Below are 24,881 nucleotides of genomic sequence, written 5' to 3'. Positions count from 1 at the left end.
TGTCGCAATACGGCTTGCGACGTCGGTGTGGTTGCGGTTTTGGTGCTGGCAGGCTCGGCCTGTTATCGGCCTATTCCAATGGAAACGCGCATGAACAACGTAAACGGCATTTTGCTGATCATCGGCTCGATGGCAGCCTTCGCGCTTGAGGATATGTTCATCAAGTATCTCTCGGTCAGTGTTGCGACCGGGCAGATCATGATCGTTCTTGGCCTCGTCTGTGGGGCCGTCTTTACGATCCTGTCGCTGGTCACGCGTAAACGTATTTTCGACCCTGTCGCGTGGAAAACGCTGCCGTTGATCCGGGCCGGGGCCGAGGCTTTCGGAGCGCTCAGCTTTGTGACCGCCTTGTCGCTTGTCGATCTGTCGACCGTGGCCGCGGTGTTTCAGGCGATGCCGCTATTCGTGACAATGGGGGCGGCGCTGTTTCTGGGCGAGCAGGTCGGCTGGCGCCGCTGGAGCGCCATCGGAATCGGTTTTGTCGGCGTCCTCATGATCATTCGCCCCGGGCTCGAGGGGTTCCAGCCGGAATCGCTGTTTGTCTTGGTTTCGGTCATCGCGATCGCCGCGCGCGATCTGATCACGCGCAAGTTGGATGCCCGGGTGGCCTCGTCGGTTGTCGCGTTGCAGGCTTATATCGGGGTGGCTCTGGCTGGCGTGGCCCTGATGCTGTTTTTCGCGCAGCCTGTTGCGCCGTTGCAGCCTTCACAGATCGGACCTTATCTGGGTGCCATTGGATTTGGTGTTTTGGGATATTACGGCATCGTCACCGCAATGCGGATTGGCGAAGCCTCGGCGTTGACGCCGTTTCGGTATACCCGGCTGGTGTTCTCGATCACGGCGGGGATGCTGATGTTTGGCGAACGCCCCGACAGCATGACGTTGGCCGGTGCCGGTCTGATCATCGGGTCGGGTCTGTATACCTTCGTACGAGAGCGCCAGCTCGCGCGTGCGACGGCGGTGGCCTGAGCCCGCACGCTCTGTTGGCGCAAACAGCAAGCTGTTAGCCCTAAAGGTCGGTAAATATGCGTGTTAGCGATAACGGAAGCGGTTTACTTTTCGCCGCGTGCTGGTATGAGGCTTGCAACCGTTGGCATCATTGGGACCCGTATCATGAGCACCATCATCGACATCCATGCACGCGAAATACTGGACAGCCGGGGCAATCCGACCGTTGAAGTGGACGTGATCCTGGAAGACGGCACCATGGGCCGCGCCGCCGTGCCCTCGGGCGCGTCGACCGGCGCCTACGAGGCAGTCGAGAAGCGTGACGGTGACAAAGCGCGCTACATGGGCAAAGGCGTGCTCGAGGCCGTTGCAGCGGTGAACGGTGAGATCGCCGAAGAACTGATGGGCTTTGACGCGACCGAGCAGGTGGCCATCGATCAGGCGATGATCGAGCTGGACGGGACCGAAAACAAGGGCCGCCTCGGCGCGAATGCCATTCTTGGGGTTTCGCTGGCGACGGCCAAGGCGGCGGCGGATTTCACAACGCAGCCTCTGTATCGCTATGTTGGCGGGACTTCGGCGCGGGTCTTGCCGGTGCCGATGATGAACATCATCAACGGCGGTGAACACGCCGACAACCCCATCGACATTCAGGAATTCATGATCATGCCGACCTCGGCCGCGAATATCCGCGAGGCTGTTCGTATGGGCTCCGAAGTGTTCCATACGCTCAAGAAAGAGTTGTCGGCTGCCGGTCTGAACACCGGCATCGGGGACGAGGGCGGCTTTGCACCCAACATCGCCAGCACGCGCGAGGCACTGGATTTCATCCTGAAATCCATTGAAAAGGCAGGCTATAAGCCGGGAGAGGAAATCCATCTGGCGTTGGATTGCGCGGCAACCGAGTACTACAAAGACGGCAAGTACGTGCTGTCCGGCGAGGGCAAAACACTGACCTCGGATGAGAACGCGGCCTATCTGGCGGCGCTGGTCAGTGATTACCCGATCATCTCGATCGAAGACGGCATGTCCGAGGATGACTGGGACGGCTGGAAGGCCCTGACCGACGCAATAGGAGACCAAGTGCAACTGGTCGGTGACGACTTGTTCGTAACCAACCCCGAACGTCTGGCGGAAGGGATCGAGCGCGGCTGTGCCAACTCGATGCTGGTCAAGGTGAACCAGATCGGTTCGCTGACCGAGACGCTGCGCGCCGTCGATATGGCCCACCGCGCGCGGTATACCAACGTGATGTCGCACCGTTCTGGCGAGACTGAGGATGCCACCATTGCCGATCTGGCTGTGGCGACCAATTGCGGCCAGATCAAAACCGGCTCACTGGCGCGGTCGGACCGGTTGGCAAAGTACAACCAGCTGATCCGTATCGAGGAATCTCTGGGCGAGGTTGCGGAATATGCGGGCGCGTCGATCCTGAAATAACAAAAAAGAACCGGGGGCCATTGGCCCCCGGTTCGATTGGTGCAGTCAGGGTATCAGCCTCTGATCTTTTTGACGACCATGCCGACAACGATCTGAACGACCAGTCCGGCGACCCCACCGCCGACAAAGTTCGCAGCAAGCGCCCCGATATCCATACCGCCTGCTGCTGCACCTCCGGCCCCAAGCAGTCCGCTAAGAAGTTGGCCACCGCCAACGCCACCAACGGCACCTGCAAGCATATTGCCGAGACTGCCCATGTCAGAGCCTTTGACGGCTTTGCCTCCGCCAGCTCCACCCGCGGCACCGCCGATCAATTGGCCTATAAGCTGTTCCATATTCCCTCCCTCATTTGCTGAGTGATTTGGTGCAAGGAATTTAGAAAGCGCCCCGCGATCACGTCACGGGGAAAGAATCGGCAGATTTGTCTTAAGTCGAATATCCTGCGGGATCGAAGCTATCTTGTGTGCATCGGTTTACGAATGGCACGCGATCGTGCTGCGATGAGTAACTCTTATGATCAGATTCAAACACATGATCTGTGCGGCGCTCTTGGCCATACCTCAGAACGCATGGGCCGAACGCCCGCCCGAGGCCATTTGCCAGAAGATGGTGGAAGGCGACCCCAGCGGGCAGGTCACGATTGAGGAATGCCTGTGCACCTACAATGTAGCCGATACGGTGTTGGATGATGACATTAAGGCCCTTCTGTTCGATTCTTGGTACACCGGCGAGAATATTACCGAACAGTTCAAGGCGTTGCCGCAACCCAAGCGCGTGCCCAGGCAGTTCAAGACCATGGAACGGACGTTTAACAAGAACTGCCTCTGAACCGGGCCGATTGCCGGCATAAAGGCCATTATGTGTGAACTTGTTCCTATTGCGATGCGGTGACCCCGGATAGTCTGCCTGTATTGCAGAAAGGGGGACATCATGTCTGCTTCAAAGGTCTTTCTTGTAATTTCAATGCTTTCCGCCGGAGTTCTGGCCGCATGTTCAGAGCCGGGGACCTATCCGATCACGGGGATGGAAGTCTCGCAGGATGATCCGGTGAAGGAAATGTACAATCCGAGTCTGATCTTCCGGGGTGAGTCGCGCTAGAGTGTCTTGCTCATCAGCACATAGCGGTCGCGCGGTTTGAAGCCTGATCGCAGATAGAGCTTCTGCGCGGTCTCGTTGGTGCGGTCGACCTCTAGATGCAGGGCGGTCAGCCCGGCCTCGGCCAGTGCTTTGGGGAGATCCTGCAGCACTTCAGTGGCAATACCACGGCCCCGAACTGCGGGACGGATGTAAATTTCGTCCACGAAGGCGTCCATGCCGCCGAACTCGACCGACCAGCCGAAGGTCAGGATGATATAGCCCAGCGGCGCGCGGCCCGGCCCGATCAGATAAATGCACCCATGCGGTATGCCGTCCAGCAGAGGGGTCAGCGCGTTGCGGCGTTTCTCATCATCCTGCGCAATGCCGGATTCCGAATGAAACGCCGCGACGAGCGTCATCAGACGATCCAGATCGTCGGGGCGTGCAAGGCGGAGTGCGGCGGTCATAGGCGGGCCAGCCTTTCAGTGAGCAGGTCGAAGAAACCTTGGGCGTCCACGTCGCCCATGAACATGGCATTTGGTGCGCGATCAGTGACCCGCCACCAGTCGGCCACAGTCATGCCCAGCGTCAGTTCTGACTGGGTTTCGATCTCAACATTAATGTGGCGGCCCGAGAACAGTTCGGGCCGGATCAGATAGGCGGTCACGCAGGGATCGTGCAGCGGCGCGCCTTCCGAGCCGTATTTTTCCTTGTCGAAGCGTTCGAAGAAATCGGTCATCTCTGCGACCGCATGACCAACCTTGCTGTCCAATGCCCGAAACGCATCGTTGCGATGGGGCGTGACCAGTGCATCATGGGTCACGTCCAAAGGCATAACCACGATATGGATGCCGGATTTAAACACGATATCAGCTGCTTCCGGGTCGACATAAATGTTGAATTCCGCAGCCGGAGTGATGTTTCCAACTTCGAAATAGGCCCCGCCCATCAGCACGATCTCCTGAACCCGGTCGATGATGTCGGGCGCTTTCTGGAACGCTGTGGCGATGTTCGTCAGCGGCCCCAGAGGGCAGAGCGTCACCGTTCCGGGCTCATGCGCGCGCAGGGTTTCGATAATGAAATCGACTGCGTGACCCTCGGACAGAGGCATCTCGGGATCAGGCAGAACAGGGCCATCAAGCCCGGTTTTGCCATGCACATGCTCGGCGGTGACGAGCGGGCGTTTCAGCGGACGATCGCACCCGGCATAAACAGGCACATCCGTATGACCCGCCAACTCGCACACGATGCGGGCGTTCTTGGCGGTCAGTTCCAAAGGCACGTTTCCGGCGACGGCGGTGATGCCCAGAACCTCGATCTCTTCAGGGCTGGCAAGGGCCAGCAGGATGGCGACGGCATCGTCCTGGCCGGGATCGGTATCAATGATGATCTTGCGGGGCATGGGGGTCTCCGGGGGCCGTGAAGGTCGGACACTGGCAAGTGTCGCGGGACTTGTCTAGCCGAATTACGTGCCTGCCGGCGCGTCCACCGGCGGGAGTTCGCCGTTGGCGCGGTGTTCTTCGAATTTCACCTCGTCCCAAAGCGCATCCATTTCGGCCAGATCACTTTGCGAGGGCGTTTTCCCGCGCTCGGCCAGCCGGGCTTCGACCTTCGCGAAGCGGCGGGTGAATTTGGCGTTGGTGCGGCGCAGGGCGGCTTCGGGTTCGATGCCCAAGTGGCGGCCTAGGTTGACGATCACGAACAGCAGATCGCCGAATTCATCTTCAAGCGCGTCGGCATTCATGCTGTCGCGCGCTTCTTCCAACTCGGCGGCCTCTTCCGTGATCTTGGCGAGGACATGGCTAGCGTCGGGCCAATCAAAGCCCACGCGCGCGGCACGTTGCTGCAGTTTATGGGCGCGCAGCAGGGCGGGCAGGTTTGCCGCCACGCCGTCCAGTGCGCCTTTCTGTTCTTTGCCCGCGCGTTCGGCGGCCTTGATGGTTTCCCAGTCTTTCGTCTGTTGGTCGGCGGATTTGTCACGGGATTCGTCACCGAAGACATGCGGGTGTCTGGCAACCATCTTGTCCGACATGGTGCGCACCACATCCTGAAAGGTGAAATGCCCTGCTTCCTCAGCCATTTGTGCGTGGAAGACGGATTGGAACAACAGGTCACCCAGTTCTCCTTTCAGCTCGTCATACGCCTTGCGTTCGATGGCGTCGGCGACCTCATAGGCCTCTTCGATCGTATAGGGGGCAATCGTCGAGAAATCCTGTTCGATATCCCACGGGCAGCCGGTTTCAGGGTCGCGCAGGCGGCGCATGATTTCAAGCAAACGCTCGATCCCTGCGTCGCTGTCGTGGATCAGCGAAGTATCAGCCATTGCGAACCCTTTCGTTCCGGTGTCAGATGCATCCATCCCGCAGTCCCGATCAGGAGTCCACCCCAGATGCCCGTCGTCAACCGAATTGCCGATTACGCCGCTGATATGGCCGCATGGCGCCAGCACCTTCATACCATCCCCGAACTGGAATTCGAATGCTATGAGACCGCCGCATTCGTGGCCGAGCGTCTGCGCGAGTTCGGCGTGGATGAGCTGCACGAAGGGATCGCCAAGACCGGCATGGTCGCGATCATCAATGGGCAGGGGGACGGCCCGACTATCGGTTTGCGCGCTGATATGGATGCGTTGCCGATTACCGAGGAGACGGGCGTGGAATACGCCTCGAAGAACCCCGGCAAGATGCACGCCTGCGGTCACGACGGACACACCACAATGCTGCTGGGTGCCGCGCGCTATCTGGCCGAGACGCGGAATTTTGCTGGCCGGGTGGCGCTGATCTTTCAGCCCGCCGAGGAAGAGGGCGGTGGCGCGGGCGTCATGGTCGAAGAAGGCATCATGGATCGGTTCGATATCTCTCAGGTCTATGGTATCCACAATACTCCGGGGCGGCCTGAAGGTCTGTTCGAAACCACGCCGGGGCCGCTGATGGCAGCTGTGGATACGTTCGAGATCCATATTCAGGGCGTTGGCGGCCACGGGGCCATGCCACATGAGACGCGCGACCCGGTGATGGCGGCTTGCGGGATGGCGCAGGCGATACAGACCATCGTCAGCCGCAATCATTATGCGCTGGACGATCTGGTGGTATCGGTGACGCAGATACACACCGGAACGGTGAACAACGTTATCCCCGACACCGCTTATCTGAACGGAACAGTGCGCACCTTTGATCCGGCGGTACAGAAGATGGTCAAAGAGCGGATGGCGCAGATTGTGACGGGGCAGGCGGCCTCGTACGGTGTCGAGGCCACGCTGGATTATCAGGAGGGGTATCCCGCCACTATCAACGATGCCAACAAGGCCGCGTTTGCGGCCGAGGTGGCGCGGGATGTCTCCGGTGCGGAACGTGTGAAGGATAATGCTGGACGCGAGATGGGGGCCGAGGATTTTTCCTATATGCTGCAGGCCCGACCCGGTGCTTATCTTTTCATGGGGCAAGGCGACGGGGCCGGGCTGCACCATCCGAAATACAACTTCAATGACGACGTCGCACCGGTCGGAGCGTCCTTCTTCGCGCGGATCGTCGAAAAGGCACAGCCGTTGGGCTGACAGGGAAAAGACATGGCACTGGAAGATGCAAAGAACCAAGTGGATGAAGCATTCACCAACCCCGATCTCAAGGGGCTGTCCTATGAGAACACCTTTGGCGGCGCGACCTCATTCCTGCGGCGGCTATATACCAAAGACCTGACCGGAGCGGATATTGCTGTAACCGGCGTGCCTTTCGATCAGGCGGTGACAAACCGCCCCGGAACCCGGCTTGGCCCTCGTGCGATCCGCGAGGCCAGTGCTTTGCAATCGCCTGATGCGCCTTATGGCTGGCCTTTTGATGCTCTGAGTGAGCTGGCCATCGTGGATTATGGCGACATGGCCTATGACTATGCCAATATCCCGGCTTTTCCCGACACGCTGACCGACCACATCCGTACCATTCTGAAGGCCGATGTCGCCTCGGTCACGCTAGGTGGGGATCATTATATCAGCTTCCCGATCCTCAAAGCTTATGCCGAGAAGTACGGGCCAATGTCGCTGCTGCAATTCGATGCGCATACCGACACCTGGGCCGATGATGACATGTCCCGCGTGGACCACGGGACCATGTTCTACAAGGCGGTGAAATCGGGGATCGTGGACCCGAAACGTTCGGTTCAGGTGGGGATACGCACCACAAATGAGGACACGCTAGGCGTCAACATCATCGATGCGCGCGAGGTTTACGAATCCGGACCCGCCGCTGTGGCGCAGAAGATCAAAGGGATATTGGGCGACAGACCCGTTTATCTGAGTTTCGACATCGACGGTCTGGACCCGGCCTTTGCCCCTGGAACAGGCACGCCGGTTTGGGGTGGTCTGAGTTCGATTCAGGCTCAGATCATCCTGCGGGACATTGCCGGGATCAATATCAAGGGCGGTGACGTGGTCGAGGTCTCTCCGCCATACGATACCTCTGGTGCGACGGCGATTGCGGGGGCCCATGTGGCGACGCAGATCATATGCCTGTTGGGGTGGAACAAGCTGGTGAAGCCTTAACCTTTGGTTAGGCATAATCCCGGTATCTGCTTGGTAAGGCACCGGATCGGAGACAGTACATGACCGAATACAACCAACCCATTGGCGGCAATGATCTGGCGCGGTTTTCGGGGCCGAATACATTCATGCGTCTGCCGCAGGCGTCGTCGCTTGAAGGGCTGGACGTGGCGATCCTCGGGGTTCCGATGGATATCGGCACTTCTTGGCGGTCGGGCACTCGGTTCGGACCCAAGCAGATCCGCAGCGAAAGTGCGATGATACGGCCCTATAACATGGCCAATGGCGCGGCCCCGTTCGAACATCTGCAGATCGCTGATATTGGAGATTTGGCGATCAACACCTTCTCGCTGGCGGATAGCCTGAAGATCATCAAGGACAGCTATGACGGTATTCTGACGCAGAATGTGATTCCGGTGGCGATGGGTGGCGATCATTCGATCACTCTGCCGATCCTGCGGGCGATGGCGGCCAAACACGGGCCGGTGGCTCTGGTGCATGTTGACGCCCATGCTGACGTAAATGACGAGATGTTCGGTGAGAAAGAGACCCACGGAACTGTCTTTCGCCGCGCCTATGAGGAAGGTCTGATCGTTCCCGACAAGACCTTCCAGATCGGAATTCGGGGCTCGGGCTATGCGGCCAGCGACTTCACCGAGGCGCAGGGTTGGGGGTTCCGCCAATACCCCGCATGGGAGCTGTGGCAACAGAACCTGACCGAGATCGGCTCACTAATCCGCAAGACGGTTGAGGATCACCCGGTTTACATCACATACGATATCGACAGCCTCGACCCGGCCTACGCGCCCGGTACCGGCACGCCCGAGATTGCGGGCCTGACCACCCCGCAGGCGCTGCAACTGATCCATGCTTTAGCAGGCATGAACGTGGTGGGCTGTGATCTGGTCGAGGTCTCTCCGCCCTATGATCCGTCAGGTAACACCGCGTTGACGGCGGCAAACCTGCTGTTCGAGCTGTTGTGCATCCTGCCCGGAGTGACGTCACGATAGGGATGTGAACGGTGCCCACAGCGGGTAGGTTGGTTGCAAAGGGATCGACTGGGCGGATGAAAATGGCGCTGTGGCTGGTGATTGCGGTGATTGTTGTGCTGGGCGCGTATATCCGCCTTGCCCCGTCTGATCCTGCGCTCTGGCACTTAGCCCCTGAGGGTGAGGATCGTGACCTGAAGGGCGGAGTCGTAAGGGTCGTTGAAACTGGTTCGGAAGGACTGACGCAGTTTGATCGTATCGCACGCGCTACACCGCGCACCAGCGTGCTGGCCGGATCGGTGGAAGAGGGCATGATTACCTACATCACCCGCACCAAGGTGTTCGGTTTCCCGGACTATACCACTGTGCAGCAAGACGGAGATACGCTGCGCATCTATGCCCGGTTAAGATTTGGCCGGAAGGATTTCGGCGTCAATCGGGACCGGGTCGCCGGTTGGCTTGCTTTGCTGCAGCCCTGACGACAAACACCCCTCTTGCACCTCGCGCCACATGGGCACGTTCAGCGACATCTGGCATTGGGCCATGAACATGCGGCCGTCGACCTGCAGGCAGATCATCTCTCCCAATTCGACGCGTGTGCCCGATTTGTCGGTGCAATAGCAGTCCTGAACCTTGCCTCCGGGGCCAACAACGTCGGCCATTCCGGGCGTTGCAACAAGTGTCAGGGCCAGGATCAGTCGTTTCATGCGCCAAGCCTAGCACAAGGCAGGGCCTTGACCAAAGCCCCGGATTGAGAGACACCGCGCGGATGATCCCCGAAGAACGCCTAGAACAGATCACCCAGCGATTCCAATACCTCGAAGCGGCCATGGCTGATGGCGCATCGGGCGGAGATATTGCGGTCTTGGCCAAGGAGTATTCCGACCTCAAGCCCGTGGTTGATCAGATCATGGCATGGCGTCAGTTAGTGGGCGATTTGGCCGAGGCCGAGGCGATGTTGTCCGATCCGGACATGAAAGAGCTGGCCGAAGAGGAAATCCCCGAACTGCAAGCCCGTATCCCCGAGGCTGAACATGCCTTGCAGCTGGCGTTATTGCCCAAAGACGCGGCGGACGCGCGCCCGGCGATGCTGGAGATACGGCCCGGTACAGGTGGCGATGAGGCGGCCCTGTTCGCCGGAGACCTGTTGCGCATGTATCAGCGCTATGCGGAAGGTAAGGGCTGGCAGTTTGAAATCATCGAGGAACAGGCATCCGATCTTGGCGGGATCAAAGAGGTGGTGGCCCACATCAAAGGTGACAACGTCTTTGCGCGGATGAAGTATGAATCCGGTGTGCACCGGGTGCAGCGGGTGCCCGAGACCGAGAGCGGTGGGCGGATTCATACCTCGGCGGCGACCGTCGCGGTTTTGCCCGAGGCTGAGGATGTGGATATCCAGATCGACGCGAATGACATCCGCATTGATACGATGCGTAGTTCAGGTGCCGGCGGGCAGCACGTTAATACGACGGATTCGGCGGTGCGGATCACGCACCTACCCAGCGGTATCGTGGTGACCAGCTCCGAGAAATCGCAGCATCGCAACCGAGAGATTGCGATGCAGGTTCTGAAGACGCGGCTTTACGATCTTGAACGGCAACGGATTGACAGCGAACGCTCTGCGGATCGCGCCAGCCAAGTGGGCTCGGGCGACCGGTCGGAGCGGATCAGGACCTATAACTTCCCACAGGGACGCATGACGGATCACCGCATCAATCTGACGCTCTATAAGCTCGATCAGGTGATGCAAGGCGATTTGGATGAGGTGATTGACGCACTGACCGCAGACGATCAGGCCCGGCTTCTAGCCGAGATGGCGCAATGATTGCGGCATTAACAGCGGCGCAGGCCATGGTTGCCGCCACCGCGCGTTTGCGGGCGGCGGGCGTGCCCGATCCGGCGCGGGATGCGCGGGTCCTGTTGGCCCATGCCGCGCGGATCGAAGCCAGCCGTGTGACGCTGATCGCGCCCGAAGAATTGCCGGTTGATATCGCGGAACGCTATGACCAACTGATCTCATTGCGGGCTATTCGGGTGCCAGTGTCGCATCTGCTGGGTGAGCGCGAATTCTATGGTCGCCGGTTCCGGGTCAGTCGTGATGTGCTTGACCCACGTCCTGAAACCGAAGCTTTGATTGAAGCAGCGCTGAGCGAACCGTTCGACCATGTTTTGGACCTGGGCGTGGGCTCGGGCTGTATCCTGATCACCTTGCTGGCAGAGCGGACCAGTGCTTCGGGCGTTGGTGTGGATCTGAGCGAATCGGCCTGCCTGCAGGCCAGCGCCAATGCGGTTCAGCATGAGGTGCAGGGGCGGGCAGAGATAGTGCGTTCGGATTGGTTTGAAAACATTGACGGTAAATTCGATCTGATTGTTTCAAACCCGCCCTATATCTCGGCGGAGGAAATGAAAGAGCTTTCCCCGGAAGTGCGTGAGCATGAGCCGCGAATGGCCCTGACGGATGAGGGCGACGGTTTGGACGCGTATCGCCGTATCGCAGCCTCGGCCCCGGATTTTCTGATGCCGGGTGGACGTATTCTGGTTGAAATCGGCCCCACGCAGGGTGCTTACGTATCTGCCCTGTTTGATGCCGCTGGGTTGACGGGGACGCAGGTAATCCCTGATCTGGACGGGCGCGATCGGGTCGTAGGGGCCAGATTGCCGCCATCGAAGGGAAACTGAGGCTGAAAAGTGCCGATAGATGTAAAAAAGCTGCGACATTTTCGAGAATCCCCTTGTCTGCACGCTCAGGACATGTTTACTCAAGACTAGTCGGCGAGGTTGACGCTGTTTCAGCGCACCCCTGACGCCAAGCCCAAAAAGTCGATAGCGCGTAACGGCAAAAGCCACTGAGCAGCGTTAGATACGGGTTGATCGACAGTGAATTGACAAGGCTGACGTAAAGTAAGATGAGATCTTCCAAATCCCGTTCGCGGGCCAAGAACAACCGAAATCGTCCCTCTGGCGGCAATGTCGTCAACCGGGTTTTTGACAGCTCGGGCCCCGAGGGCAAGGTGCGTGGCACGCCGCAGCAGATCATAGACAAGTACAACCAACTTGCACGCGATGCGCAATTGTCGAATGACCGCGTGGCGGCTGAGAACTTCCAGCAACACGCCGAGCATTACCTGCGCATGTTGAGCGAAGCGCAGCGCGAGATCGAAGCGCGTCGCGAAGAGCAAGAGCGCCAGAACCGCGAACGCCAGGCCGAGCGTGACCGCGAGCGCGCCGAGCGTCAGGAGCGTGAGGCGGCCCGTCAGGCCGACCCTGCCGAAGCGCCACAGCCTGATGTCGTGGATTTCGGAGCTGAGGCCGCTGCACCCGATGCCGGGCTGGTCGAGACGCCGGAAAACAAAGGTGCAGAGGCACCGGCTCCGGAGAAAAAGGAAAAGCCCGCGCGCAAACCACGCGCACGCAAGCCAAAGGCCGCCCCGGAACAGGCCGCGCCAGAACAGGCTGCGGCGGACAATGGTGATGCGCCTGAAGCGGCTGAGTAAGCGCCTGCTTTAATTCTATTTGAGTATTGCAGAACCCCGGGGTCCCCGGGGTTTTGTTGTTTGACGCCTAAGGTCGGGTCTCATGCCTAAGAGTATCAGTTCAGGGCCCGTATAATTATCTCTCAGGACCGTTATTGAGTTTTGCATGTACCCGTGGCCCGAGGCGCATTCGGCACATTCGTGCGTATCTTAGCTGTTTTGGCTACCGTGTTGAGAAGAACCGTATACTTGACGTTTCTTGTGGTATCCCACTTGCGAACGCCATGAATCCCGGCTCCTCGTTGGCTGACTTTCACAGGCAATTTAAGTTTGTATCGAAGCGAGATTTCATTTGGTGCAGGCGAGGTATATCTTACCTTTATTGGTGATTTGCGCGAATAAAGTACAACCCTGTCCTCGACTATTGCGGTCTTGGTGGTTGGGTCGATTGTGTATCGTGCATCTGGAGAAAACCAGCCTCAGTCGGTTTCAAATTTGCATTGAAGCTGAATTTCAGATGCGCTCACTGCAAGCGGGATGCCAATCAAAAAAACCGATCAGCCACGAGATAAAGATTCTCAAATTTTGTTTCCCTTTTATGATTCTGCTGCTTCGTGGGGTCGTTATTAATGCAAGATCGCACCACCTGTGCAACGATAGGCTATATATTTCAGTGGTTTGAAACTATTCTTGCCAGTGCGCAGAACGCTTCCAGCGATACTTGCTCTGCTCGGTCAGTGGGCTTGATACCAGCCGCAATCAGACGGTCTTCGATATCGGGTGCGACACCTTTGAGCGAAGCGCGCAGCATTTTTCGGCGCTGATTGAAGGCGGCGGCGACGACACGCGATAGAGTGGCGGCGTCGGCTGGATAGCGGGGCTCGGGCAGGGCCGTCAAATGGACCACGGCACTCGACACTTTCGGTGGCGGGGTGAACGCACCGGGTGGCAGGGACATGGCGATGCGCGCATCGGCCCGCCATTGAGCGAGGATGGCAAGACGTCCATAGGCTTTGCTGCCGGGCTGGGCCACGATACGCTCGGCCACTTCGCGTTGAAACATCAGGGTGAGGCTTTGCCAGAACGGTGGCCAGTCCGGGGGGGTCAGCCAGCGGACCAGCAACTCGGTGCCGACATTGTAAGGCAGGTTGGCGGCCACCCGGATCGGGGGTGTGAGATGGGCCAGTGGGTCGATTGCCAGCGCATCGCCGTTGATGACCTCAAGCCGGCCTGGATAGGCGGCGGCGATATCGTTTAACGCCGCGATGCAACGGGTGTCTTTTTCCACCGCCACCACTTTGCGGGCGCCTTCGGAGAGCAGCCCACGGGTCAGCCCCCCGGGGCCCGGACCGATTTCGAGAACATCGCATTGGGTCAGATCTCCGGCCTGCCTTGCGATCTTGGCGGTCAGGTTCAGGTCGAGCAGGAAGTTCTGGCCCAGAGATTTGCGGGCCGAAAGCTGGTGGGTCGCAATGACCTCTCGCAGCGGAGGGAGGGAGTCGATGGCGCTCATGCTTTACCGTTGATTGGAGTGGAAAGAGCGCGCCAGAGATTTTTTGCCTCCGGCGGGGATATTTGGGGCCAGATGAAGCATTAGCGGGACTGCGCCATCTGTCGCGCGCGTTTCAGGGCCTCGATCAGGCTGGTCGGGTTTGCGATGCCTTGGCCCGCGATGTCCAGAGCGGTGCCATGATCCGGTGAGGTCCGGACGAATGGCAAACCCAGGGTCACATTCACACCTCTGTCGAAATCCAGCGTTTTGATCGGGATCAGGGCCTGATCATGATACATCGCAATGGCGACGTCGTAGCGTGCGCGGGCGGCGGCGTGGAACATGGTGTCTGCCGGGTGGGGGCCGGTCACGGTGTAGCTGTCGGGGTTCAAAGCCGCGAGCATCGGGGTGATCCAGTCAAGTTCTTCGGTCCCCATCTTGCCCTCTTCGCCCGCGTGGGGGTTCAGGCCGGCGACGGCGATCCGGGGATGGGGGATGCCGAACTGGCTGCGCAGGCCCCGGGCGGTGATCTCAATGGTTTCCCGCAGTATTTCGGGGGTAAGCGCGCTTGGCACTTGCGACAGCGGGATGTGAATCGTGGCTGGAACCACACGCAGCTGATCGCTGGCCAGCATCATCACCACTCTGGAACGACCGGCGAGCGCGGCGAGAAATTCGGTATGGCCGGGGAAGGCAAACCCAGCGCCGTCGATCAGTGCCTTTTTGTGAATCGGAGCCGTGCACAGCGCGGATGCCGCGCCGGATTGCACCAGCTCGACGCCCTGTTCGATGGCATCTACGACCGAAAGCGCGTTTTGCGGATCAGGGTAGCCAGGTGTGTTTGACGCAGGGAAGTCGACATGCAGAACGGGCAGGGCTGCAGAACTGGCCGCGATGGCCTCGGTTGGACCGGCGATCCGGGCAACAGGGGTATCTGTCGGCAGATGCGAGGCGTCCCCGATGTAGAAGAACGGACAGCTGTCGCGCAGGGCGGCCCAGGCTTTGGCCGCGATTTCGGGGCCTATTCCGGCGGGTTCGCCGCAGCTTAGCGCGATCGGGGCTGTCATTGTTCGATGATAACGGCGTCGGCCCTCAACTGTTCGAGCAGACCTTCGGCGAGCGCCTGCAAGCGCTGTTGGGTCAGCGCATTGGCTACATCGACGCGGGTCGTATCCTCGCCCAGATCGCGGGTGCGTTTGCACAGCATCAGGAACATCAGTGTCTGCCCGTTGTTGCGCGTCAGAGCGGTCGATGCTTCATTTGGATCAAGCTTGGCCAGTTCAAGCGCGACGTCACGGGGGATCTCGGATGGGCTGGCTGTGATGCGGTCCAGAACATCGGGAGATTGATCCTTGGCGAGGCCATAGAGATCATCGCAGGTGTCAATCTCTTCCTTCAGGCGCTCGGCTTTCGCAAGCGTTTCAGCGCTGCGGCCACCGGGCAGATAATAGATGGCGTAGTCAATCTCGGAATAGCTTGGCGTGCCGGCGGCAACTTCCCGGATACCGCGCATCTGAAACAGGGCCACGGCGTTCGGCAGTGATAGCGGATCGGTGATCTCGCCGTTTTTCAGGCTCAGAATGACGGGTTGAAGGGCAGGTGGCAGGTTGCTGAGCGAAAGCCAATCCAGCCGTCCGCCATCCTCACGTGTGGCGGCGGCAGAATACTGCGTTGCGGCAGTGGAAAAGCTTTTCTGATCGGGAAGCTGCGAGATTTCCTCTGCCAGTGCTTCGGCCTGCGCCAGTGTCTGTGGTGTGACCGGAATGATGATCTCGGACAACAGGACCTGCAGGCCGCCGCCGCCGCCTTGGCCAAGGGCGCGGTTGATCTCGTCTTCGGTGGGGCGGGCCTGAGACAGAAAGCGAGCGCTGACATAGTCGCGCCATGACAGCTGATCGGACACAAAGTCCCGCACGGTTTCCTTGGAAACGCCAGCGTCGTTGAGCAGCTTGAGAAACTCTTCGCTGCTCAGGTTGCCACGTGAGGCGAACTCGTCAATGCCGGTCTGGATATCCTCGGGTGCGGCCTCGATTCCGGCTTCGCGCATTGCCTGCTTGCGCAGGCGGTCGTCGATCAGAGCCTCGCGGACCTCGCTCTCTGAGCTGCCGGGGACGCCGAGCAGCTCAAGAAACTGTTGTCGCTGTTGCAATTCATACCAGGTTACAATGTCCTGGTTGACCCGGATCGCGGGCGAGAAAAGGCTTTGACCCTGGGCCTGCGGCGCGGCCATGGCAATTAGCGTGGCAGCCAGCACCGGCAGGACCGATTTGTGGCAGCCAGAGCGGAGAGACTTTGTGAAACCTGAGATCAACTGCATCTTCTCTTAAACTTCTGTCCATCGCCTTCGACGGAATACCCTGTCAGGGCTACGGTAAAGCCGAATTCTGTCGAAGGCTCAATACTTGATGTGGAGGTAAAGCGTCTGTTGATGTTCACATTTACCTGCACACACTCATTTTCATACGTCACACCAAACCCAAGGCGGAGCGGCTCGGACTCGCTGAAATCGTAACGTGCGTTGGCGCGGGTCAGCCAGTTCTGATCCACGCGGTAGCGACCGGAAACGCGCAATTCCGAGATTTCATCGTTGTTCGCCTCCGCCGGGTCTGGTTCCAGCCAGATATAGCCGCCGGAAATCGCAGCATCCCCTTTTGACCACGCCGCGCGCAGTTCGGCCTTGGTAAAGCTGAAATCGCTGTTCAACAGTCCGCGTGCGGCCAGGGTCAGTCCCTTGCCGTTATTCAGCTGCCCGGCCAGCAGAACGTCGGATTTGGTCCCCTGCAGCCCCGAGGTCAGAGTGAAATCTGGATCGGCATCAGACCGGAAGACCTGTCCGATCGTTGCTAGCGCCCGCCAGCCATCCGCGTTGTAGCGGGACCAGTTCAGGCCAACGACAGCCGTGGTACCGTTTTCGCGGCGGTCAGGGGCAGGAAAACGCGACAGTGACAGGAGGTTGCCCTGATCGAGTTCCTGAAATGTGCTTTCGTCGTTGGGCACGTCGTTGTCCGAGACATGTGTCCAGCCGATTTGCGCGATTGGCTCAAGGATCTGCGTCGCGCCGCTCTGTTCGCGGCGTAGCATCGGGTAGCGCAGGGTAAAAGCTGCGCGTGGGGTCGAGCGGGTCACATTGTTCGGGTAACTGCTGTCATTGCGGATGTTGAACGTATCAACTGCCGCGCCCAATTGCGCCTCGGCGCGCAGCCCGGTTGCAAAGGTCCAGTTGCGCAGCCATTCCGCATCGAATGTCGCACGGGCGACGTCACGGCCCACGATATCCTCGTCGCTGGTGCGCGTATGGGTGTGGCCGATCATGGCAAGTTGCACCTCACCCCCTAACGCATTGGGGAAGAAGCGTTTGCGATAGTTGATGTCGAAGATACGCGACGGTATCTCGTCCTGATTTTCACTGTCCCGCAGAGTTTTGTAGTGAATGAAACTGGTCCTGAACGCGGTGTCGCGCTTGATCCGTTCAAGGGCAATCTCGCTGCGCAGACGATCATAATCGGGCAAGCCGTAATCGGCCAGATACGAGTCGTCCGAAGTTGTTCTGATATCGAATGTGAGCCGATAGCTGTTTCCCAGACTGAAGCGGCCGTCGGCGAAGAAATACCCGCGATCCTGACCGGGCTGGATATCGTCGCGGGTATAGGCGCCGCGCAGTCGGATGCGCCCGCGTTTGAACGCCTGCCTGTATCGGAACCCAAGGGTGCGGGTCTTGGATGACAGGTAGGGCGTTAGCGTCAGGTCCTTGTGATCCCCGATCTTGAAGAAATAGGGAACCAGGACCCCGGTGCTCAATTGCGAGGTGGTGCGGATCGAGGGCACCAGGAAACCGGTGGCCCGCTCGAGCGTCGGATCGGGCAGGCGCAGGGTCGGGAAATAGAAGACGGGAACATCCAGAATGCGAAACTGGGCCCCCTCGAAATATAGCTGTCGTTCCAGCTGATCATGGGTCACTTTGCGGGCGCGAATTTGCCAGATCGGCGGTTTGCCGTTGGCACAAACATGACACGAGGTCGCCGCGACCTTGCTGAACTGCGTGTATCGGCCCGCCGCACGCGTGGCCTGAACCGAGGCGATCTGAACCTGCTGGTCGAACACCATACGCGCGCCCATCAGGATGCCGTTTTGTATTCCGCTGTCCAGTTGAGCGGAATCGGCCAGCAACGTGCTCTGTCCGCCTTCGTCAATCCGGATCGGACCGGTTATTGTCAGCTCGCCGGTTTCGCGATCATAGGTGACGCTTTTGGCGGTCAGTTTCACATCGCCCTGGAAGGCCTCGACATTGCCCTCGGCGACCAGTTTGCGGTCCGGGGTAATGAATATCTCGTCCGCCACCAGAAGGGCGGGCTGGTTCTGCTCAGCCGCATCGGCTTCCGCGGGCGGGTTGCTGTTGGACTGTGCCGAGGCAGCATTCTGCAGCGACAGGACCAGCGCACTGGACAGAAGCAGGGACAGGATGGATCGCATCAGCCGTCCTCCGCGTGCAGCAACAGGCCCAGAGACAGAAGAATCCCCGCGAATGGCGGCGCCCAGGCCGCCACAAGGATCGGCAATTGACCGTTCTCGCCCAAAATCTGCGCAAAATTTCGGATGAAATAGATGCCGAACCCCAACAGCACGGCGGTCAGCACGGCCACACCGGTGCCGCCAAACCGGACGTGGCGCATGGTGAAGGCAGCCCCGATCAGAACCATCGAGACCAGAAACAGTGGTCTTGCGAGTTGTACCTGCAGCCAGACTTCATATTGCTTGGTGGAAAATCCAGCCTCGCGCAGGTCACGAATCAGCTGCGGCAGATCATAAACCGACACGGAGTCCTGTTGGCCCAGCGTGTCGAGAATCCGATCCCGCGTCAGCGTCGTGGGCAGGTTCAATATCTCGTGGGTGGTCGCGCTGGTTTCCGGGTTCAGATCGTCCTGAATGGTCCAGACCTTGGCCTGACGCAGGGTCCAGTACCCATCCTCCAGATCGGCCTGCTCGGCTGCGATTTGTTGGTTGGGTTTGCCGTCGGGTGAGAACGTGGTGATGGTCACATCCTGCAGCGCGAACCGTTCGCCATTGACCGTGCCAGTTGCGTGAATCACCGACTGGCCGTTGGCTGATCCTTGCCGCAGCCACAACCCCTCGCGGCTGATCGATAAGGCCGAGCTGCCCTGATTGCGATAGTCATCGGACAGGCGCTGAAACTCTTCAGAGGTGGCGGCCGCGATCGGATTCAACAGCGCCACCGCAAGTCCGCCGATGGTCAATGCCAGCAGAACCGGAGCCAGCAGCGCGCGGATGCCCGACCGTCCGATGGCGCGGGTGACCACCAGTTCAGAACTGCGGGCGAGGCCGACGAACAGCGCAATTGTCGCCAGAATCATCAGCAGGGGCAGCATTTCGCTGATGGCGGCGGGCGTATTCAGCAAGGTCAGCTGCAGAAGCTGGCCGAAGGACAGGCCGACCTGATCGAACCGACGCACCTGCTCTATCAGATCGATCAGGATCATAAGGGTCAGAAAGATTCCGCCGATAACAAGAAAGCTTTGGATAAAGCGGCGGGCAAAATAACGGTCGAGGATCACGCAGGTATCCCCATCAAGCCGCGGCCCAAGGGAATCACATCCGGGCGTGCATTCATGCGCGACGGCCTATACCTGCCGATTGGTGCCACGTTATCTCCCCCGAGCCTGCCGTTGTTTTCGCGCGACCATAATGCAATTGCCGGGCGGGGAAAACTGCTATCTGGTCATCTGCGACCGCGCGGGCTAGGTCTTGTGCAACGTATTTTTCAGGAGAATGATATGAGCAGTCTGGTACCGGTCCGTTTTACCCCTTTCGACCTGGATGCGATGGCAGAGACAGAAGGGCGCGTCGCCATTCTCATCCCCGCCGATGGAAAGATGAACCCAGCGGCGCGCCGGGCCAACCGCCTGACCAAGGGGGCGGTGGCGCGACTGGTCGAGAGTGAACGTTTCAGCAAGGTCAAATCAGGCGATGTGATCTCGCTGGCCTGGCCCGCCGGAATGGCGGCCGAAGCCTTGGACGTGCTGGTATTGCCGCGCCGACCCGACCCAGACGAAGCACGCAAAGCCGGGGCCAAACTGGCAAAACTGGCAGCGGGCAAATCCGTTCTGGTGATGGCGGCCAGTCAGGTGCGTATCGAGGATCTGACAATGGGTATGGTACTGCGGACCTATGATTTCGATGTGCACAAAACCAAAGAGGCCGATCCGGCGGGCGAGATCGTCATCAGCCACTCCAAGCCGGATGAGGCAGAAGCTGCTTTTGCTCCGCATTATGCCGTCGCCGATGGCGTGCGCATGACGCGCGATCTGACCAACGAGCCCGCAAACGTCCTGACCACCACAGAATTCGCCGATCGGCTGGTCGAGATGGAATCGCTGGGCCTGAAGGTCGAGGTACTGGAAGAGGATAAACTGGCCGAACTGGGAATGCGTACTCTGCTGAGCGTCGGGCAGGGCTCCGAAAGCCCTTCGAAGGTCGTTGTCATGCAATGGGATGGCGGTGACAAGGATGACGCCCCGCTGGCCTTGGTTGGCAAGGGTGTTGTCTTCGATACAGGCGGTATCTCGTTGAAGCCTGCGGCTGGCATGGAAGATATGACCATGGACATGGGCGGTGCCGGTGTTGTGGCCGGGACCATGCGGGCGCTGGCGAAACGCAAAGCCAAAGCCAATGTCGTGGGCCTGGTCGGGTTGGTTGAGAACATGCCTTCGGGTAACGCCTCCCGCCCCGGCGATGTCGTCAAATCGATGAAAGGGGACACGGTTGAGATCATCAACACCGATGCCGAGGGCCGTTTGGTTCTGTGTGACGTCATGTGGTACGCGCAGGATCGGTTCCAACCAGTGGGTATGATCGATCTGGCCACGCTGACAGGCGCGGTCATTATCGGCCTTGGACATGAAAATGCAGGTGTATTCTCGAACAACGACACGTTCTGTGACGCCTTCCTGAAATCGGCCAAAGTCGAGGATGAAGGCGCTTGGCGGCTGCCCTTGGGGGAAGGCTATGACAAGCAGCTGAAATCGCGCATCGCGGATATGAAGAACGTGGGCGGACGGCCTGCCGGTTCGATCACCGCAGCGCAGTTCCTGCAGCGTTTCGTCAAGGAAGAGACGCCGTGGATTCACCTCGATATCGCGGGTGTGGCCTCGGTGTCCTCTGAGACGTCTTACGCGCCCAAAGGCGCAACCGGCTGGGGCGTTCGCGCACTGAGCCGGTTCGTTCAGGACAATTTCGAGTAAGCGCATGGGTGCAGTCTATTTCTACCATCTGACCCGTCAGCCGCTGGAGCACACTCTGCCTGTGCTGTTGGGCAAGGCACGGCAGGCCGGGTGGCGGATTGCCGTGCGGGGTGTTGACCCTGCGCGAATGGACTGGCTGGATGAGAAACTGTGGTTGGGGCCCGAGGACGGGTTCCTGCCGCATGGCCGTGAAGGTGGCCCGCATGATAAGGCGCAGCCCATCCTGCTGACGACCGGACCCGAGGCTGCCAATGGCGCCACCTGCGTCATGGCCGTGGACGGCGCGCCGGTTGAGGCGGATGAAGTTTCGGCGCTGGAGCGGGTTTGCATTCTGTTCGACGGCCATGACCCGGAGGCGGTGCAACACGCGCGCGGTCAGTGGAAGGCGCTGACCGGCGCGGGATGCCCGGCGCAGTATTGGTCTGAGGAATCCGGGCGATGGGAGAAGAAAGCCGAGGCGTGACGGGTCTTATTATTCTAGGAGATTTCAGATGGATATGAAGCCTTTGGGCCGCACAGGGATCATGGTGTCGGACCTGTGTCTGGGCACGATGACCTTTGGCACGCAGACCTCGGAATCCGAAGCGCACCGGCAGATGGATATGGCGCTGGCAGGCGGGATCAATTTCGTCGACGCGGCCGAGATGTATCCGGTGAATCCGATTTCCGCGGAAACCGTTGGGCGCACCGAAGAGATTCTGGGGAACTGGAATGCCGCCAACCGCTCGCGGCGCGGCGATTATGTGTTGGCCACGAAACACTCCGGTGAGGGCTTCGTTCATGCGCGGAGCGGTGCGCCGATCTCGAAAGAGACTATCCCGGAAGCCATCGAAGGATCGCTGCGCCGTTTGCAGACGGACTGTATCGACCTCTATCAGTTCCACTGGCCCAATCGCGGCAGCTATATGTTCCGGCAGAACTGGGATTTTGCGCCGACGGGTCATAACCGCGATGAGGTTGTGGACGAAATGCGGGAAAGCCTGATCGCGCTGCAGGCGCAGGTGGATAAGGGCAATATCCGCGCTTTCGGGTTGTCGAATGAGAGCGCATGGGGGACCGCACAGTGGTTGCGGGCTTCGGACGAAGTCGGTGGCCCTCGGGTCGCGTCGATCCAGAACGAATACTCGTTGCTCTGCCGGTTGTTCGATACCGATCTGGCCGAATTGTGCCTGTTCGAAGATGTCGGATTGCTGGCGTTTTCACCTTTGGCGGCGGGATTCCTGACCGGGAAGTACCAGGGTGGAGCGGTGCCGGAGGGGTCACGCATGTCTCTGGTTCCCGCGATGGGTGGGCGTAAGACGGAGCGCGTCTTCGATGCGGTGGCGGTCTATCTGGATATTGCCGCACGCCATGGTCTGGACCCTGTGCATATGTCGCTGGCGTGGTGCCGCAGCCGCCCGTTCATGGCCTCGACCATCTTTGGCGCGACAACCGTCGCGCAGCTGGAGCACGTGCTGGCGGGCAAGGATATGAAGCTGGCCCAAGCCGTGATGGAAGAGATCAGTGCGGCACATCGGGCGTTTCCGATGCCGTATTGAGGGGGAGAGGGGGCGCTGCCCCGTCGCCCATGGCGCCTCGCCCGGGATATTTTGAGCCAGATGAAGAGGGACCCTGTCAGTGATGCGTCGGTTGCGTCCGGTCTTGTCGAAGGTCGCGCGCCGAGAGGCCGTGCGCTGTGCGGAAGGCGCGGGCGAAGCTGGATTGTGAAGCAAAGCCCGTGGCCAATGCTACGTCCATCAGGGGCATGTCGGTATCTGTAACCAACCGGCGTGCCTCAGCCAACCGAAGCTGCAGGTAGTGATCCTGAGGCGTTGTATTCAAACGCAGGCGGAATTGTTGCTGCAGCGTACGTGCGCTGGTGCCGAGGGTTTCGGCGATGTCAGACAGCGGCAGCGGATCGTCCAGTGAGGTTTCCATGAGGGAGTTGGCCCTGGCCGTCAGGGCAGTGTGGCGATGCGGAGCGCCAGTGCGGCTTTGGGGTTTTGACGGTTCCGATGCGCCTTCGTAAAGGAACAGTCCAGAGACGCGGGCGGCAAATCCGGCACCGTGGCGGGCGGCGATGATATGCAGCATCATATCGATCGCCGGGACGGCTCCGCCGGACGTCAGGCGGTTCTCAGAAACGGTAAAACGATCAGGCCGCACGTCCACATTGGGGAATCGAGCAGCGAAGTTTTCCAGGTCTTCCCAATGGGTGGTGGCCGCATGGCCGTCGAGCAGACCTGCTTCGGCCAGCAACCAGGGACCGCCGTCGATCCCTGCCATCGTGGCACCGGACGCCGCTATCCGGCGCAGACCTGCCAGCAGGCTAGGGGTTGCATGTCGGGCGAGTTGGAAACCGGCGACAACGATCATCAGGTCGCAGCCTTGCAGACGGGCCAATGGGATGCCCTGCACGTTCAGGGCGCTGGTCAGCATCGCGGGTTCCGCAGTGGCGGTGACATAGTCCCAGTCAAAGGCGGGCCGATCTGCCAGCCGGTTGGCCGCGCGCATCGGATCGACGGCGGCTGCAAAGCTGAGCGTGTTGCATTCGTCCAGCACAAGGACCGCCGTTTTCAGGGCGCGATGTTCAGGCTGGAGTATGTTTTTTGCGGATTTCGTCAAGTGTGATTCGCATTCTGCCAAGTAGTTTCCCCAAGGCTGCGTCAGAGTTGGCGTTGACGCAAATCGGAATCCGGGGAGAAGCCTGGGGAAAACTCAAGGCAAAACCGGGTATAAGCTGGGGAAAACGCCATGCCACTCGAAATGAACCGCGAAGTCTTTATCACCTGTGCCGTGACTGGCTCGGGCGGGACACAGGATCGCAGCCCACATGTGCCGCGCTCGCCCAAGCAGATTGCCGATAGTGCAATTGCCGCAGCGAAAGCCGGCGCGGCTGTGGTGCATTGCCATGTGCGCGACCCTGAGACTGGTGCGCCGTCTCGTGATCTGGCTCTGTACCGTGAAGTCACGGACCGCATTCGCGATGCCGAAGTTGACGCGGTTCTGAACCTCACGGCAGGCATGGGCGGAGATATGGTGTTTGGGGGTGTCGAGAACCCGCTGCCGCTGGCTGAGGCCGGAACAGATCTGGTCGGCGCGACTGAGCGCGTAGCCCACGTAGCGGAGTGCTTGCCTGAGATCTGCACCCTGGACTGCGGCACGATGAACTTTGCCGAGGCCGACTATGTGATGACCAACACGCCGGGTGCGTTGCGGGCGATGGGGCAGATGATGACCGATCTGGGAGTGAAACCCGAGATCGAAGCCTTTGATACCGGACATCTGTGGTTTGCCAAGCAGCTGGTCAAAGAGGGCATTCTGGAACCGAACGCGCTGGTCCAGCTGTGCATGGGTGTGCCGTGGGGTGCTCCGGATGATCTCAACACTTTTATGGCGATGGTGAACAATGTGCCGGATGACTGGACGTTCAGCGCGTTTTCGCTGGGGCGCAATGAGATGGCTTATGTGGCGGCCTCGGTTTTAGCCGGCGGTAATGTGCGCGTCGGGCTGGAGGACAACCTGTGGCTGGACAAGGGTGTTCTGGCCGAGAACTGGCAGTTGGTCGAGCGCGCGGGCAGCATCATCGAAAACATGGGTGCGCGGGTGATCGGACCGCAGGAAGTGCGCGAGAAGTTGGGGCTGGTTAAGCGGGCGCCTGCGGCGAAGTAAGCGTGTTTGAGCCGGCGTGACAAG

At 59.8% G+C, this 24,881-nt stretch carries 26 protein-coding genes; 15 read left to right on the top strand and 11 right to left on the bottom strand.

Translation table 11 applies throughout. The annotated features are described in order from the left end of the window. Nucleotides 1-90 precede the first annotated feature (90 nt). On the top strand, nt 91-969 hold the full coding sequence (locus tag RA27_RS06420) for a DMT family transporter (RefSeq protein WP_039535952.1): 879 nt from the start codon (nt 91-93) through the stop codon (nt 967-969). A gap of 144 nt (nt 970-1,113) precedes the next feature. Continuing rightward, on the top strand, nt 1,114-2,388 hold the full coding sequence (gene eno, locus RA27_RS06415; RefSeq protein WP_039537075.1) for a phosphopyruvate hydratase: 1,275 nt from the start codon (nt 1,114-1,116) through the stop codon (nt 2,386-2,388). A 53-nt stretch (nt 2,389-2,441) separates the two neighbouring features. Here the strand turns inward: eno and RA27_RS06410 are convergent, their stop codons facing one another. Then, nucleotides 2,442-2,723, bottom strand: a complete 282-nt coding sequence (locus RA27_RS06410) for a hypothetical protein (protein ID WP_039535950.1) — start codon at nt 2,721-2,723, stop codon at nt 2,442-2,444. A gap of 178 nt (nt 2,724-2,901) precedes the next feature. Here RA27_RS06410 and RA27_RS06405 point away from each other — a divergent pair, with 178 nt between their 5' ends. Then, entirely contained in the window at nt 2,902-3,216 is a 315-nt protein-coding gene (locus tag RA27_RS06405) for a hypothetical protein (RefSeq protein ID WP_039535948.1), read from the top strand. A 102-nt stretch (nt 3,217-3,318) separates the two neighbouring features. Then, on the top strand, nt 3,319-3,486 hold the full coding sequence (locus tag RA27_RS24365; protein WP_193746476.1) for a hypothetical protein: 168 nt from the start codon (nt 3,319-3,321) through the stop codon (nt 3,484-3,486). Here RA27_RS24365 and RA27_RS06400 read toward each other — a convergent pair. The 3 genes from RA27_RS06400 to mazG form a co-directional block, all read right to left on the bottom strand. Beyond that, complete coding sequence (locus tag RA27_RS06400; protein WP_039535946.1) at nt 3,483-3,932, bottom strand: GNAT family N-acetyltransferase; 450 nt, start codon at nt 3,930-3,932, stop codon at nt 3,483-3,485. The genes RA27_RS24365 and RA27_RS06400 overlap by 4 nt on opposite strands. Further along, nucleotides 3,929-4,867, bottom strand: coding sequence for a nucleoside hydrolase (locus RA27_RS06395; protein WP_039535944.1), 939 nt, complete (start codon nt 4,865-4,867; stop codon nt 3,929-3,931). The genes RA27_RS06400 and RA27_RS06395 overlap by 4 nt, the downstream gene beginning before the upstream one ends. A 63-nt stretch (nt 4,868-4,930) precedes the next feature. After that, nucleotides 4,931-5,788, bottom strand: coding sequence for a nucleoside triphosphate pyrophosphohydrolase (mazG, locus tag RA27_RS06390; protein WP_039537072.1), 858 nt, complete (start codon nt 5,786-5,788; stop codon nt 4,931-4,933). A 66-nt stretch (nt 5,789-5,854) separates the two neighbouring features. Here mazG and RA27_RS06385 point away from each other — a divergent pair, with 66 nt between their 5' ends. The 4 genes from RA27_RS06385 to RA27_RS06370 are packed head-to-tail and all read left to right on the top strand — an operon-like array spanning nt 5,855 to nt 9,464. Further along, entirely contained in the window at nt 5,855-7,018 is a 1,164-nt protein-coding gene (locus RA27_RS06385; RefSeq protein WP_039535942.1) for a M20 aminoacylase family protein, read from the top strand. Between the two features lie 12 nt (nt 7,019-7,030). Next, the gene (gene speB, locus RA27_RS06380) at nt 7,031-7,999 is read left to right on the top strand and encodes an agmatinase (protein WP_039535940.1); all 969 of its coding nucleotides are present in this window, start codon (nt 7,031-7,033) and stop codon (nt 7,997-7,999) included. A gap of 59 nt (nt 8,000-8,058) precedes the next feature. Next, nucleotides 8,059-9,006: an agmatinase gene (gene speB / locus RA27_RS06375; RefSeq protein ID WP_039535939.1), complete on the top strand. Its 948-nt coding sequence runs from the start codon at nt 8,059-8,061 to the stop codon at nt 9,004-9,006. 56 nt (nt 9,007-9,062) lie between these two features. Next, nucleotides 9,063-9,464: a DUF1499 domain-containing protein gene (locus RA27_RS06370; protein WP_039535937.1), complete on the top strand. Its 402-nt coding sequence runs from the start codon at nt 9,063-9,065 to the stop codon at nt 9,462-9,464. Here RA27_RS06370 and RA27_RS06365 read toward each other — a convergent pair. After that, the gene (locus tag RA27_RS06365) at nt 9,390-9,692 is read right to left on the bottom strand and encodes a hypothetical protein (RefSeq protein WP_039535935.1); all 303 of its coding nucleotides are present in this window, start codon (nt 9,690-9,692) and stop codon (nt 9,390-9,392) included. The two genes, RA27_RS06370 and RA27_RS06365, sit on opposite strands and share 75 nt — an antisense overlap. A gap of 62 nt (nt 9,693-9,754) precedes the next feature. On the opposite strand from RA27_RS06365, the gene prfA reads away from it, so the two are divergent. From prfA to RA27_RS06350, 3 genes are all read left to right on the top strand, one after another. Further along, a complete protein-coding gene (prfA, locus tag RA27_RS06360; protein ID WP_039535933.1) occupies nt 9,755-10,810 on the top strand; it encodes a peptide chain release factor 1 in 1,056 nt (351 codons plus the stop codon). Beyond that, entirely contained in the window at nt 10,807-11,664 is an 858-nt protein-coding gene (prmC, locus tag RA27_RS06355; RefSeq protein ID WP_039535932.1) for a peptide chain release factor N(5)-glutamine methyltransferase, read from the top strand. The genes prfA and prmC overlap by 4 nt, the downstream gene beginning before the upstream one ends. A 227-nt stretch (nt 11,665-11,891) precedes the next feature. Next, nucleotides 11,892-12,479, top strand: coding sequence for a DUF4167 domain-containing protein (locus RA27_RS06350; protein WP_039535931.1), 588 nt, complete (start codon nt 11,892-11,894; stop codon nt 12,477-12,479). A gap of 649 nt (nt 12,480-13,128) precedes the next feature. Here the strand turns inward: RA27_RS06350 and rsmA are convergent. From rsmA to lptG, 5 genes are all read right to left on the bottom strand, one after another. Further along, on the bottom strand, nt 13,129-13,971 hold the full coding sequence (rsmA, locus tag RA27_RS06345) for a 16S rRNA (adenine(1518)-N(6)/adenine(1519)-N(6))-dimethyltransferase RsmA (protein ID WP_039535930.1): 843 nt from the start codon (nt 13,969-13,971) through the stop codon (nt 13,129-13,131). 80 nt (nt 13,972-14,051) lie between these two features. Continuing rightward, complete coding sequence (gene pdxA / locus RA27_RS06340; RefSeq protein WP_039535928.1) at nt 14,052-15,017, bottom strand: 4-hydroxythreonine-4-phosphate dehydrogenase PdxA; 966 nt, start codon at nt 15,015-15,017, stop codon at nt 14,052-14,054. Then, the gene (locus RA27_RS06335; protein WP_039535926.1) at nt 15,014-16,267 is read right to left on the bottom strand and encodes a peptidylprolyl isomerase; all 1,254 of its coding nucleotides are present in this window, start codon (nt 16,265-16,267) and stop codon (nt 15,014-15,016) included. The genes pdxA and RA27_RS06335 overlap by 4 nt, the downstream gene beginning before the upstream one ends. Beyond that, complete coding sequence (lptD, locus tag RA27_RS06330) at nt 16,258-18,420, bottom strand: LPS assembly protein LptD (protein ID WP_039535923.1); 2,163 nt, start codon at nt 18,418-18,420, stop codon at nt 16,258-16,260. The genes RA27_RS06335 and lptD overlap by 10 nt, the downstream gene beginning before the upstream one ends. Next, complete coding sequence (gene lptG, locus RA27_RS06325; RefSeq protein WP_039535921.1) at nt 18,420-19,520, bottom strand: LPS export ABC transporter permease LptG; 1,101 nt, start codon at nt 19,518-19,520, stop codon at nt 18,420-18,422. The genes lptD and lptG overlap by 1 nt, the downstream gene beginning before the upstream one ends. A 219-nt stretch (nt 19,521-19,739) precedes the next feature. Here lptG and RA27_RS06320 point away from each other — a divergent pair, with 219 nt between their 5' ends. From RA27_RS06320 to RA27_RS06310, 3 genes are read left to right on the top strand one after another with little or no spacing between them, the layout of a single operon-like run. Beyond that, a complete protein-coding gene (locus tag RA27_RS06320) occupies nt 19,740-21,206 on the top strand; it encodes a leucyl aminopeptidase (protein WP_039537069.1) in 1,467 nt (488 codons plus the stop codon). A 4-nt stretch (nt 21,207-21,210) separates the two neighbouring features. Continuing rightward, a complete protein-coding gene (locus RA27_RS06315) occupies nt 21,211-21,669 on the top strand; it encodes a DNA polymerase III subunit chi (RefSeq protein ID WP_039535919.1) in 459 nt (152 codons plus the stop codon). 28 nt (nt 21,670-21,697) lie between these two features. Then, complete coding sequence (locus RA27_RS06310; protein ID WP_039535918.1) at nt 21,698-22,744, top strand: aldo/keto reductase; 1,047 nt, start codon at nt 21,698-21,700, stop codon at nt 22,742-22,744. Between the two features lie 76 nt (nt 22,745-22,820). Here RA27_RS06310 and RA27_RS06305 read toward each other — a convergent pair whose 3' ends face one another. Then, nucleotides 22,821-23,810 (bottom strand): GlxA family transcriptional regulator, encoded by a 990-nt coding sequence (locus RA27_RS06305; protein WP_039535916.1) that lies wholly within the window; start codon nt 23,808-23,810, stop codon nt 22,821-22,823. A 129-nt stretch (nt 23,811-23,939) separates the two neighbouring features. On the opposite strand from RA27_RS06305, the gene RA27_RS06300 reads away from it, so the two are divergent. Continuing rightward, a complete protein-coding gene (locus RA27_RS06300; protein ID WP_039535914.1) occupies nt 23,940-24,857 on the top strand; it encodes a 3-keto-5-aminohexanoate cleavage protein in 918 nt (305 codons plus the stop codon). Nucleotides 24,858-24,881: the final 24 nt, after the last annotated feature.

Source organism: Ruegeria sp. ANG-R (genome assembly GCF_000813985.1).
Lineage (GTDB): Bacteria > Pseudomonadota > Alphaproteobacteria > Rhodobacterales > Rhodobacteraceae > Ruegeria.
The sequence above is the reverse complement of the archived record's forward strand: the minus strand, read 5'-3'. Positions and strand labels throughout refer to the sequence as shown.